Source organism: Collinsella aerofaciens (genome assembly GCF_039758965.1).
GTDB classification, from domain to species: domain Bacteria; phylum Actinomycetota; class Coriobacteriia; order Coriobacteriales; family Coriobacteriaceae; genus Collinsella; species Collinsella aerofaciens_BR.
This window is the reverse complement of record NZ_JBDMSL010000009.1, coordinates 1-12380: the sequence shown is the minus strand read 5'-3', so window position 1 is coordinate 12380 and position 12380 is coordinate 1. Positions and strand designations below refer to the sequence as shown.

The window sequence follows — 12380 nt, the reverse complement described above, 5'->3', positions numbered from 1 at the left end:
TCCTTTCGCTAGGTTGCCACCATGGTATCCCCAATGCCAGGGTAGTCAATTTGCGACGGGGCTATTTTAGCTGCGTCCAACATGCGGAATGATTTTTCTGGGACGGGGATTAAATAATCATTCGGCACCCAATGATTATTTAATCCCCGTCCCAGAAAAATCATTTGAGCAAACGTTCGGGCAAAAGTAGTCATAAGAGGCCCGTCCCAAATGGGTTGGTTTCAAAAGTATGGCGGATTACGGGGCTGGACCTGTATTACTTGACCATGGCAAAAATCGCGAAATTAAAACCGCAGGTAGACGGCTTGTCAAAAATTGAAAATGGCCGGTATGGATGGGGAGTCTCCGAATCAGCCCCGTAATCCGGCATAGTTTTGAAATGGCACTAAAGTAGGCACAAGCTGAATACCGATTCCAAGGATAGTTGCGGTGGAATAGTTCCTGGATGCCGGGGTTTTGGCGGAAAACAGGAACTATTTCACCGCAACTGAGGAGGGCGGGGTGGATGGTGGGGTAGCTAAAAGAGTCCCGTCCTAAATTAGCTGCTTAGGCTGGGTCGATGTCCATGCTGGCGATTAGGTCGGTACCGGTGTCTAGGAGGTTGGGTAGGACTACGTCGCCCATGCGGATGGGGGCGTTGACGACTAGGCCTCGGATAAGGTCCATGGCTTGGGCGTGGAGTGCCAGCGGGATGGCTTCGGCCGTGCGCACAGGCAGAAGCGCCTCGTCGCCGCCGGATGCGGCCACGGTGGTGGTGAGCACGCGCATGGGGCAGGTGAGCTCCTGATGCGCGAACTTATCGCCGCGTGGGCAGTTGTTGCCGGTTACGGAGCGCACTTCTACCACGGCGCCGTCTGCGTCACGCTCTACCTCTACGGTCAGGAGGCATTCGGATGGGCAGGTGGTGCAGTTGAACTGCAGCGTCTCGGTCGCATTCGTGCTCATGAGCTATGCCTCCTCAATGGGATCGACAGACAGAATAATCTCTCTAGCACCTAGTTCGAGTGTGCGCTGAATCACCTTTGGCGGCAGCGGGAAGCTCTCCATGACGCTCGGTTTAAACGGGCGGACCTTGCCTGTAAGCAGTTCCTCGTCGCCTGCCAGAATACGCACGCAGGCGGCATCGACTGGCCGGCGCACGCGGAAGTTGAGTTTGATGAGCGCCACAGACGTAATGCGCCCCGGCAGCGCGTAGCCCGCGATGCCGGCAGGGGAGACGGTGAGCTCGCAGTTCGGAACGGTGCCCGCGTCGGTCCCCAGCGCGTATGCCGCTGCAGCTGCGCCAGCCCTCTCGGACTCGGTCGTCACGTTGTCGGCTAGGTCGTGCACATGCAGCACATTGCCGCAGGCAAAGATGCCCGGCACGCCCGTCTGCAGGCTCTGGTCCACCACGGCGCCGCGCGTGCGCGGGTCAAGCTCCACGCCCGCGCCCACCGAAAGCTCGTTCTCGGGAATCAAGCCCACCGAAAGCAGCAGTGTGTCACACGGAACAATGTGCTCGGTCCCCGGAATGGGCGCCAGGTGCTCGTCGACCCGGCTTACCTCGACGGCCTCCACGCGGTCGTGCCCGATCACGCGTGTGACAGTGGTGGACAGGTGCAGCGGAATTCCAAAGTCGTCCAGGCAGTTCTTCACATTTCGGCGCAGGCCGTTGGCGTACGGCATGAGCTCGTACACGCCTTCGACCGAAATTCCCTCGAGCGTGCAGCGGCGCGCCATGATCAGCCCGATGTCGCCCGAGCCCAAAATGACGGCGCGCGAACCGGGTTTGAGGTTTTCGATATTGATGTATCGCTGCGCCAGGCCCGCCGTAAACACGCCGGCGGGTCGGCTGCCGGGGATCTTGATCTCGCTGCGCGTGCGCTCGCGGCACCCCATGGCAAGGACGATCGCGCGTCCGGTGAGCTGTAACATGCCGTTGCGACTCATGAGCGTGACGGTATGGACCGCGTTGTCTTCCGTAGGCTCGCCTGAATCAATCCCAAGCACCATACTGTTCAGGAACAGCGCAATGTCGGTTGCGTGCACCTGGTCGATAAAGCGCTGCGCGTACTCGGGACCGGTGAGCTCCTGCTTAAAGTGAGACAGGCCAAAGCCGGGGTGGATGCACTGGCGGAGGATGCCGCCCAGGTGCTGCTCACGTTCAACGATGGCCACGCGCGCGCCGGCCTTTTGCGCGGCCAGCGCGGCCGCCATGCCGGCGGGTCCGCCACCGATGACGACCACGTCGAAGGCTTGCGTTGCGACGGCGCTCGCCTCCGCGCGTCCGTCGTGCATATCAAACGTCGCCATCCTAGCGCACCCCCTTCAGCGGTCCCTTAACCAGCCAAGATCCGGCATCCTCCAACAGCACGTCGCTGGGGTCGCAGCCCAACTCGCGAGCAAGGATCGCAACCACGCGGCTCTGGCAAAAACCACTCTGGCACCGACCCATGCCGGCACGACAGCGGCGCTTGACGCCCTCGACCGAAACCGCGCCCGGGCGGCGTCGAATTGCGGCCACGATCTCGGCCTCGGGCACTGTCTCACAGCGGCAGACAATCTGTCCCCACGCGGGATCGGACTCGATCAGCTCCTCCTTGCGCGCCAGCGGTGCGCGGTCAAAGTCATCCGGCGCGCGGCGAATTGGGTTCCAGTCCGCCCGCTCGTGCAGGGCCACGCCTGCACCGCGCAGCACCTGCTCCATGCGCTCGGCAATTGCCGGCGCGCTTGCCACGCCCGGCGACTGAATGCCCGCCGCCTGGAAAAGCCCCGGCACTACGGCCGACTGTCCAATAAAGAAGTCGTTCGTCCCCTTAATGACCGGACGCCCGCCGGCAAATGCGCGCACCACACGGCGCGTATCCAGATCGGGCACCAGCTTGTGCGCGCCGTTCAGCAGCGCGTTCACATCGCTCGCATAGGTCTGCGTGTCGCCCGGCTCGCGCACGGCAGCCGTTGCGGTGATCACGGTGTTGCCGTGCACAGTGCCCGTGACGATAACGCCCTTGGAAACCGGCGTGGGAACGGGGTAGAGCGGCATGAGCGCGCGCGGCTCCTTGTCCAGCACCACGATGTTGCCCTGACGCCAGACCATCTGGAACTCCTCGGCGCCCGCCATATGTGAGATGTTCGCGGCACCGTTGCCTGCGGCGTTGATCAGGTAGCGGCAGCACACGTTGCCAACGGGGGTCGCTAGCGTAAAGCGCGCGTCGTCGCCCGAGCCCGCGACTTCAATCGCTTCCACCGGAGCGGACCGCATAAACGTCACGCCGTTGGCAACGGCGTTTTCCAGCGCGGCGATGGCGACCTCAAAAGGGTCGACGTAACCGGTCGAAGGGCACCACAGCGCGCACGTTGCATCGGCACTGGCGCGCGGCTCTAATTCGTGGATGCGGTCGGGTCCAACGATCGACAGCTCGGGCACACCGTTGGCAAGGCCGTTGCACCGCAGCTGCTCCAGATGCGCGCGGTCCCCGTCGTTAAAGCCCAACACCATCGACCCGGTGCGGCAGAACGGAAAGCCCAGCTCCTGCGCCCACGTACCGTACAACTCGCAGCCACGGGCGTTGACCTGCGCCTTAACCGTGCCCGGTGTCGGATCGTAGCCGGCGTGCACGAGGCCGCCGTTGGCCTTCGACGCGCCCAGCGCGATGTCGTTGGTCGCCTCGACCACGCAAATGGAAAGGTCAAATCTCGCGAGCTGTCGCGCGATAGCGCATCCGGTGATGCCCGCGCCGACAATCGCGATATCAAACGTTTCTGTCACAGTGCCTCCCAGACGAGTTGACAGGCCGTCAATAAGACTATCCTACGGTCTGCATACCTCCAGCGCAGCGGCAATGCGGCGAACAGCCCCGCAACACCCGCCAACGGCAGACGAGGGGAGACCCGGCAACGTCTACAACCTCGTCTGCCGACAACTACGGCAACCGTTCGTCTCGATCTGTAACAGTTAGACGAGGATTTGGGTTCCAGATGTTACAGATTGAGACATTTGCCATGCGGGTCCTCCGTTTGTCTCGATCTGTAACATCTAGACCTGGATTCAGCTCCCACCTGTTACAGATTGAGATGTTTGTGTCCGCGCCAGCCCCGCTCCTAGCCGTGGTCCCATATAAACAAACCCCGTGGTAAACTTGACCGGACTGTAAATATTCCGAAAGGTACCCCCAATGTCCAAGTACATCTCCGAGCTCATGTCGCCGCAGCTTATGGGCGTCGTCTATGCCTTCGTTGGCTTTATCATCGCCCTGTATGTGCTGTCGGTCGTCTATGTGTTTATCGACGCTCGCCGTCGCGGCGCCAGCGCCTACGTGGCATGGGGCATCATCGCCCTCATCCCGTTTGTGGGCCTCATCGCCTACCTAGTTCTGCGTCCGCACTCCTACGCGTCCGACCGCGAGGAGCAGGAGCTGGACATGGCTCTGCGCGAGCGCCAGCTTGCCCAGTACGGCACCTGCCCGCAGTGCGGCGCGCCCATCGAGAAGGACTTCGTCGTCTGCCCGGTGTGCGACACCCAGGTTCGCAATGTCTGCCCCAGCTGCCATCGCCCGCTCGATGCGCACTGGAAGGTCTGCCCCTACTGCCGAACTCGCATTCAGTAGCGCATCCATCGCCGGGACGGCCGCAAGCCACGGGCACGCCGCAAACCACGCGCGCCTCACATTCCGTCCCACACGATGAAGCATGCGTAGAAAATCGCCCGCCATGCCATTAAGGTGCGGCGGGCGCTTGTATACCAAGGCAACCTGCCTATAATGATGCAAGTTAAAACGCCGAGCGCATCGCACGCACTTGCATCAGGCATCCGAGAGGAGAAAACATACCCATGAAGGCACTCTACAATGACGGTTCGGTGGCCGAGCTCCCGCAGGACGAGGTCACGCACGTCATCCGTCACTCCGCCGCGCACATCATGGCGCAGGCCATCAAGCGCCTGTACCCCGAGGCCGACTTTGCCTACGGTCCCGCGACCGACAACGGCTTCTACTACGACGTCGACCTGCCCGAGGGCGTCAAGATCAGCGAGGATGACTTCCCCGCGATCGAGGCCGAGATGAAAAAGATCGTCAAGGAGAACCTTAAGTTCTCCGTGTACGAGAAGCCCCGCGCCGAGGCCATCGCCCTTATGGAGGAGCGCGGCGAGAAGTACAAGGTCGAGCACATCGGCGACCTGGACGACGACGCCCGCATCACCTTCTACCAGCAGGGCGACTACATCGACATGTGCGTCGGCCCCCATATCTGCTACACCAAGGCGCTGAAGGCCTTTAAGCTCACCGGCGTCTCGGGCGCCTACTGGAAGGGTGACAAGGACAACAAGATGCTCACCCGCATCAACGGTGTCGCCTTTGCCACCAAGGAAGAGCTCGACGAGCACATGCACATGCTGGAGGAGGCCAAGAAGCGCGACCACCGCAAGATCGGCCGCGAGATGGACCTCTTTATGATGCGAGACGAGGCCCCCGGTTTCCCGTTCTTCCTGCCCAACGGCATGATCCTTAAGAACACGCTGCTGGACTACTGGCGCGAGATCCACCACAAGGCCGGCTACGTGGAGATCTCCACGCCGCTCATCATGAACAAGCAGCTGTGGAAGACCTCGGGCCACTGGGACCACTACAAGGACAACATGTACTCTACCGTCATCGACGACGAAGAGTACTGCATTAAGCCCATGAACTGCCCGGGCGGCGTGCTGGTGTACGCCTCCAAGCCGCATTCCTATCGCGAGCTGCCCATTCGCGCCGGCGAGATTGGCCTGGTGCACCGCCACGAGCTGCGCGGCGCCCTGCACGGCCTGTTCCGCGTGCGCTGCTTTAACCAGGATGATGCCCACCTATTTGTGCGTCCCGACCAGCTGACCGACGAGATTGTGGGCGTGGTCAACCTTATCGACTCCGTGTACCAGAAGTTTGGCTTTAAGTATCACGTTGAGCTTTCCACCCGCCCCGAGGACTCCATGGGTTCCGACGAGGACTGGGCGCGCGCCGAGGAGGGCTTGCGCACCGCTCTGGAGCAGCTGCACATGGACTACGAGGTCAACGAGGGCGACGGCGCCTTCTATGGCCCCAAGATCGACTTCCACCTGGAGGACTCGCTCGGCCGTACCTGGCAGTGCGGCACCGTCCAGCTCGACTTCCAGATGCCGCTCAACTTTGACCTGGAGTACGTTGACGCCGACGGCACCAAGAAGCGCCCCATCATGCTGCACCGCGTATGCTTTGGCTCCATCGAGCGCTTCATCGGTATTCTGATTGAGCACTTTGCGGGTAAGTTCCCCACCTGGCTGGCTCCCGTGCAGGTCAAGGCACTTCCGGTTTCCGAGAAGAGCCGCGACTACGCCCACGAGGTGTGCGCCAAGCTGGAGGAGGCCGGCATCCGCGTGGTCTGCGACGACCGCGATGAGAAGATCGGCTACAAGATCCGTGAGGCCCGCAGCATCGACCGCGTGCCCTACATGCTCATCCTGGGCGAGAAGGAGGTCGAGGCCGGCAACATCTCCGTCCGTGATCGCTCCAACGAGACCGTTCAGATGAGCGTCGACGAGTTTGTTGCCAAGGTGACTGAGGAGATCAAGACCCGCGCCTAAGGCAACTGACACAACAATTTACAAAGGCGACCGTCCACATAGGGCGGTCGCCTTTTTTCATGCCCAAATAAGAAAAGCCGCAGGTTGAGCGGCTTTTTTTTGTTGCACAAAAAGGTACAGGTTTTTATAGAGGGGTATGGAGATGTACCTACTAGCAGTACATTTTGCGTAATCTGGGCAAACGCTGATTAATTGCTCGTATAATGTCGTCTGTCGAAAGATACAAAAACCTGTACTTTTGCGACTGCGCCTAGCTGCGAGCGAGAAGCCTGTTCTAAACGCCCCTGCATTTGCGTGCATCGCAAAGCCAAAAGAGGGGGCGAGAACATGGAACAGACGGCACGACGCCAAGAGCAGCTGCCGGGCGCATTTAACGGCGCCACTACCAACAGCCAGCACGGCCGCGTCCGCTGGTATCTGGTCCACACCCCCAATGGAAAAGAGCGCGAGACCTGCGAAAAGGTCCGACGCATTATCCCGCGCAACCTGATGCAGGACGCTTTTGTGATGCAAAAGGAGTTCTGGTTTAAGCGGGACGGCGCCTGGTCGCTCCAAACCAAACCCATGTACAAGGAATATTTCTTCGTCGCCACGCACGATGCTGCCGCGCTCGATAGGGCTTTGGCCCAGTTGAGCTTTGGCTGTCGCATCGCCGGCAGTAGGGAGCGGGCGTACATGCCCATGCCGGACGATGCGCAGGATTGGTACTGCAGCGTGCTAGACGGCGACGGCGTGGTGCGCAACAGTGTCGCGCGCATAGAAGACGGCGTGTTGCACATAGAGCAGGGTCCCTTGTTGGGGCAAGAGGCCCGCGTTAAAAAGATCGACCGTCATAAGCGCTGGTGCCTGGTAGACGTGGGCGAGGGTGACTCCACATTTAGGGAGCTGCTACCGCTCGACGTTCCCAGCAAAACGTAAGGGAAACGTTGCAGCAGCTATTCGTTCGCATTTTTGAATTTATCGATTTGGGGGACCCCTGGGGAACAGGGACGTAAGTTTGACTATGGCTGCTAAAGAAGTAACAGAGAGCTGTGTATCTGTGGGGGATGGACTGGCTATTAAAGAGATTAAACCGAGCGGTACGCTTGGCTACCGCTTTATTAAGAGGTTGTTTGACCTTGTATTCAGTCTTTTGATGAGTGTGCTGCTGCTTATCCCCATCGCCATCGTGTGCGTGCTTATTAGCCTTGAATCACCCGGCTGCCCCATGTATACGCAAGAGCGCGTCGGCAAGGGCGGAAAAACAATCAAGATTTTTAAGCTTCGTAGTATGGTCGCCGATGCTGGCGATGTGCAGAAGTATCTGAGTCCCGAGCAGCTACATCAGTGGGAAGTCGAACGCAAGGTTGACGATGATCCTCGTATTACCAAGGTTGGTCTATTCATTCGCAAATGCTCTATTGACGAGATGCCTCAGTTTCTCAATGTGCTAAACGGTGACCTTTCTGTTATTGGGCCTCGCCCCATTACAAGGGATGAGCTTGAGCAGCACTTTTCCGACGAGGAAAGGGCTGAGCTGCTTTCTGTTCAACCCGGCATCACGGGCCTGTGGCAGGCAACCGATCGTAATGCTGCGACGTTCGAGAGCGGCCTGCGCCAGAAGATTGAACTTCGTTATGTGCAGAACCGCTGCTTCCGTATGGACTGGAAGTGCTTCGCAGGCACCTTTGGCGCCATGTTCGGCAAAGAGAGAACGGGGCGCTAGATGGGCTATCGCATTTTGCTTATGGCTCCGACTTTCTTCGGGTATCGTGATCGGGTACGTGATGAGCTCGCTCGCCAAGGTCATAGCGTTGTATGTGTTGATGACCGTCCAAGCGAGTCTGTCTCGTTCAGATCCCTTGCGAAGATCAGCTATAGACTTGTCGACGGGCAGATCGCTAAGTATGCCGAATCTCTTAAGAAGAAGGTCGCGACAGGTGATTATGATTTGCTGATCTTCATGGGTGGCATGTCCTTTTGTTTCACACGCGATCAGTTTTCATCCATCAGGTCATCAAGCAATGCTCGTTTTGTTTCGTACCTTTGGGATGCTTTCAACAATTGCGAGCGTTTCGGTGCCTGCCGGGATCTATTTGACGATGTTTATTCTTTTGAGCCGTCCGACTGCGAACGTTACGGTCTGAAGTTTCGTCCTCTTTTCTTCTCTGGGGCATACGATGGCCTGCCTCTCGTTCCCGACGGTGGGTTCACGTATGACGCTTGCTTCATAGGGAGCGTGCACCAGCCGAGCAAATTTGAGGCGGTTAGCTCTATCTGCGACAACCTAGAATCGCAGGGCCTGCGGGTGTTTCGTTACTTCTTTATGCCGTCGAAGTCGGCGGCCTCTTTGCGGCGTCTTACGAACCCTGCCTATCGGGGTGTTGAGTTCAGCTTTGAATCGCTCTCGACTGAAAAGATAGTTGAGATTTATGCGCGTTCCAAAGCAATTGTCGATTCTCCCCAGGCTGGGCAGCGTGGTCTTACCATGCGCACGCTCGAGGCCATCGGAGCGCATAGGAAGCTGATTACTGCCAATCCTGATGCGGCTCTCTACGATTTCGCGAGTAAAGGCGATGTCGCTGTGTGGAGTGGGAAGGGCAGCGTCCCCTCTCAATTCTTTACGACGCCTTATCGGGTGCTTCCCGATGAAGTGTATCGCGGCTATTCCATTGAAACCTTCGTAAAGGCCCTGCTGGGCAACGAGCCAGCCTATAAAGGCTACGAGAAAGGCAACTTATGAGGATTATGGTCACCGGTGCCGACGGTTACATCGGCAAGGGAGTCGTCTCTCATCTCCTGGATGCTGGACACAAGGTCATGGCCATGGGTCTATGTTCGTGCGGGCTGAAACACTATAATCTTGAGGAGCACGTCGGCGATGTGTTCTCCTACAATTTCCAGTCCAATGAGAACCCGGATGTACTGCTGCACCTTGCCTGGCGCAACGGCTTCTCACATAACGACATTTCGCACTTGGATGATCTCTCTAAGCACTACCTATTTATCAAGGCGGCGCTCGAGGCGGGCGTCAAGCGCATCGCTGTCATGGGCTCTATGCACGAGGTCGGTTACCATGAGGGTGTCGTTGACGAGAACACCCCCTGCAATCCCACTACGCCCTACGGTGTTGCGAAGAACGCCCTTCGTCAGCTTACTGGAGAGCTTTGCCGCCAGCATGGTGCCCAGATGCAGTGGCTCCGTGGGTTTTATCTCGTTTCTAACGACGGGCGCGGGTGTTCCATCTTCTCGAAGATCGTCGCGGCTGAGCTCGAGGGTAAGGACGAGTTCCCATTCACGAGCGGTCGATGCAAATACGATTTCCTTCCTTATGAAGATTTCTGCCGACAGGTCGTCGCTGTCGTCGAGCAGGATGAGGTGAATGGCATCATCAACATCTGCTCCGGTGAGCCAATCGGTCTTGGTGACTACATCGAGCACTTTATTAATGAGAACGGCTTCACGATCAAGCTCGGTTACGGTAAGTATCCCGATCGTCCGTATGATTCGCCCGCCATCTGGGGCGATGCAGCGAAGATTCGCAAGATTCTTGCGGCTAGAGCTTAGGACGGTTTTCTGTGATTACCGTTTGCGTAGCAACTTATAACGGAGAGAAATATATCGAACAGCAGATTCGCTCGATTATGGCGTGTCTCTCTTCCTTGGATGAGGTTATTGTCTCGGATGACGGGTCAAAGGACTCTACCTTGGAGATACTCTCTTTGCTGCAGGGGGAGTTTGCAAATATCAAAATCGTCGAAGGCCCTCGCCGAGGACTAATCGCTAATTTTAGTCATGCGCTTAGTTTGGCAAGCGGTGATATTGTTTTCCTGTCAGATCAGGATGATGTCTGGCACAGCGACAAGGTCAGCAAGGTCACCGCAGCGTTCGGAAGCGGGAACTTTGGCGTAGTCGTACATAATGCTCGGCTAGTCGATTCTGATTGCAATCCAATGGGAGAATCCCTATATGACCTTAGGCAATCTAAGGCCGGATTGCTAAAGAACCTTATGAAAAACTCGTATGTAGGTTGCTGTATGGCAATTAGGAGGGATTTGCTTTCTGCGGCTCTCCCCATACCTGAGAATATTGAGATGCACGATTGGTGGATTGGTCTGGTCTCCGAGTCGCTCTCGAAAACTAAATTCATAGACGACGTTCTTCTTGATTATCGGCGGCACGGTTCCAATTCATCCAGCATGGAGCATTACCCGTTGCCTAAGATGGTCTCTAATCGCGTTGTTATCGCTTGCGAGCTCGCTAAGCGGATTTATTCCTACAAGCGAGGTGCTGCGAGATGAGGCTTGGCGGGTGTGTTGTCCTTTTTAATCCCGCGGATGATGTCGTGGGCAACGTTGAGACGTATCTTCCTTTTCTGGGGGAGCTAGTGGTCGTAGATAACTCGACCGTATCCTCCCCAGCGGTATCTGAGATTGCATCTATGAACGGTGTCCGTTACCTTTCCATGGGTGGAAACATGGGCATTGCTGCGGCTCTTAACGCCGGCTGTCATGCGTTGATGGAAGACGGCTTCGACGTCGCTCTGACCATGGATCAAGATAGTAAGTTTCCGGTTGATGATGCAATCCAGATTCTGAGTAAAGTCGAAGATCTTCTCGGCGAATATGCACTTGTTGGCTTAAATTTCAACGCAGCTGATTCGGCGCAGTCTGATGAGATTACCGAAGCAAAGTACTGGCTTACTTCTGGCAATTTTCTCTCTCTATGTGCTTACGAGATGGTTGACGGATTCGACGGCAGTCTATTTATCGATTACGTCGACATTGAGTTTGGGCATCGCTTAAAAAACGCTGGGTTGAAACTTTGCTATTTGAACAATTACTCCCTTGTGCATGAAATTGGCTCACCAATTGAAATAAAGCTATTGGGTCATACATTCTTTGCGATGAATCACAGTGCGATTCGATATTACTACCGCTATCGAAATAGCCGTTATTTATATGGTACGGACAAGGCTTTCTATAGGGATAAGTACTACAGGGAGCTGTTTGTCAACATCCCAAAGATGCTCTTATTCGAACCTAATAAGGCGGCAAAACTCAAAATGATACGACGTGGGCTTGCGGACGGACGTCGCGGCCTGCTCGGAGCCTATCAAGAGGGTGATAGCAAATGAATAAGGTTAAGAAGGTACTGAGCGTTCTTGAAAGGAATCTTATCTGCTGTCTTGACGGCTTGAATAACCGTGTCTTTACGGATGCGTACTCCAAGTTTCTTAAGAAGCATGGCGTACGTTTTCATGGGCGGCCTAACTACATCGCATCGTCGGCCTACTTTGACGGGCAAGGACTAAATGGTATTGAAATCGGTGACGAGGTTGTTATCTCTCGCGAAGTGATGCTGTTGACGCATGACTACTCGGTTGAGAATGCCCTTCATGCCGTGGGCGGTGGAACAACTGATAGGCATCTGAAGCTTGATGGAACGATTTCCATTGGAGATAACTCTTTTATTGGAGCTAGGGCATCGTTGCTGCCAGGTACAACGGTTGGTAAAGACTGCATCGTAGGTGCTTGCGCCGTCGTGAAGGGCGAGATTCCGGACAATTCGATTGTTATCGGAAATCCTGCAAAGGTAATCAAAAGAACGTCCGATCTTGGCAGGAGATTACTCATCGATTGTTCATTTGAGACAAGGACCATTGATCCAGGGAAGGATAAATAAATGAAAGGCATCATCCTCGCCGGCGGGTCCGGCACCCGCCTGTACCCGCTCACGCTCGTTACCTCCAAGCAGCTGCTGCCGGTCTACGACAAGCCCATGATCTACTACCCGCTGTCCACCCTCATGCTGGCGGGCATCCGCG

14 protein-coding genes are annotated in these 12380 nt (G+C 56.8%); 10 read left to right on the top strand and 4 right to left on the bottom strand.

Features of this window, described 5'->3' with window-relative positions; translation table 11 throughout:
• Positions 1 to 8 precede the first annotated feature (8 nt).
• The 4 genes from ABHU32_RS03975 to ABHU32_RS03960 form a co-directional block, all read right to left on the bottom strand.
• On the bottom strand, positions 9 to 194 hold the full coding sequence (locus ABHU32_RS03975) for a hypothetical protein (protein ID WP_346979040.1): 186 nt from the start codon (positions 192 to 194) through the stop codon (positions 9 to 11).
• A 352-nt stretch (positions 195 to 546) separates the two neighbouring features.
• Positions 547 to 945 carry a DUF1667 domain-containing protein gene (locus ABHU32_RS03970; protein WP_346979039.1) on the bottom strand — a complete coding sequence of 133 codons (399 nt, stop codon included), beginning with the start codon at positions 943 to 945 and terminating at the stop codon, positions 547 to 549.
• Between the two features lie 3 nt (positions 946 to 948).
• Entirely contained in the window at positions 949 to 2292 is a 1344-nt protein-coding gene (locus ABHU32_RS03965; RefSeq protein WP_346979038.1) for an NAD(P)/FAD-dependent oxidoreductase, read from the bottom strand.
• Position 2293: 1 nt separating this feature from the next.
• Entirely contained in the window at positions 2294 to 3748 is a 1455-nt protein-coding gene (locus ABHU32_RS03960; RefSeq protein WP_346979036.1) for an NAD(P)/FAD-dependent oxidoreductase, read from the bottom strand.
• A gap of 406 nt (positions 3749 to 4154) precedes the next feature.
• Between ABHU32_RS03960 and ABHU32_RS03955 the strand changes: the two genes are divergently transcribed.
• The 10 genes from ABHU32_RS03955 to ABHU32_RS03910 form a co-directional block, all read left to right on the top strand.
• On the top strand, positions 4155 to 4586 hold the full coding sequence (locus tag ABHU32_RS03955; protein ID WP_055251579.1) for a double zinc ribbon domain-containing protein: 432 nt from the start codon (positions 4155 to 4157) through the stop codon (positions 4584 to 4586).
• Between the two features lie 224 nt (positions 4587 to 4810).
• A complete protein-coding gene (gene thrS / locus ABHU32_RS03950) occupies positions 4811 to 6574 on the top strand; it encodes a threonine--tRNA ligase (RefSeq protein ID WP_055309551.1) in 1764 nt (587 codons plus the stop codon).
• 327 nt (positions 6575 to 6901) lie between these two features.
• On the top strand, positions 6902 to 7492 hold the full coding sequence (locus tag ABHU32_RS03945) for a hypothetical protein (protein WP_346979034.1): 591 nt from the start codon (positions 6902 to 6904) through the stop codon (positions 7490 to 7492).
• An 85-nt stretch (positions 7493 to 7577) separates the two neighbouring features.
• Positions 7578 to 8279, top strand: coding sequence for a sugar transferase (locus ABHU32_RS03940; protein ID WP_346979032.1), 702 nt, complete (start codon positions 7578 to 7580; stop codon positions 8277 to 8279).
• Entirely contained in the window at positions 8280 to 9296 is a 1017-nt protein-coding gene (locus ABHU32_RS03935) for a WaaS/CpsH family glycosyltransferase (protein WP_346979031.1), read from the top strand.
• Complete coding sequence (locus tag ABHU32_RS03930) at positions 9293 to 10120, top strand: NAD-dependent epimerase/dehydratase family protein (protein WP_346979030.1); 828 nt, start codon at positions 9293 to 9295, stop codon at positions 10118 to 10120. The genes ABHU32_RS03935 and ABHU32_RS03930 overlap by 4 nt, the downstream gene beginning before the upstream one ends.
• Before the next feature lie 11 nt (positions 10121 to 10131).
• Positions 10132 to 10854, top strand: coding sequence for a glycosyltransferase family 2 protein (locus ABHU32_RS03925; RefSeq protein WP_346979029.1), 723 nt, complete (start codon positions 10132 to 10134; stop codon positions 10852 to 10854).
• Positions 10851 to 11690, top strand: a complete 840-nt coding sequence (locus ABHU32_RS03920; protein ID WP_346979027.1) for a glycosyltransferase family protein — start codon at positions 10851 to 10853, stop codon at positions 11688 to 11690. The genes ABHU32_RS03925 and ABHU32_RS03920 overlap by 4 nt, the downstream gene beginning before the upstream one ends.
• Positions 11687 to 12238 (top strand): acyltransferase, encoded by a 552-nt coding sequence (locus ABHU32_RS03915; protein ID WP_346979026.1) that lies wholly within the window; start codon positions 11687 to 11689, stop codon positions 12236 to 12238. The genes ABHU32_RS03920 and ABHU32_RS03915 overlap by 4 nt, the downstream gene beginning before the upstream one ends.
• Positions 12239 to 12380 (top strand): sugar phosphate nucleotidyltransferase (locus tag ABHU32_RS03910; protein WP_346978841.1); only part of this gene is annotated, 142 nt, incomplete at its 3' end. It abuts the gene before it with no gap.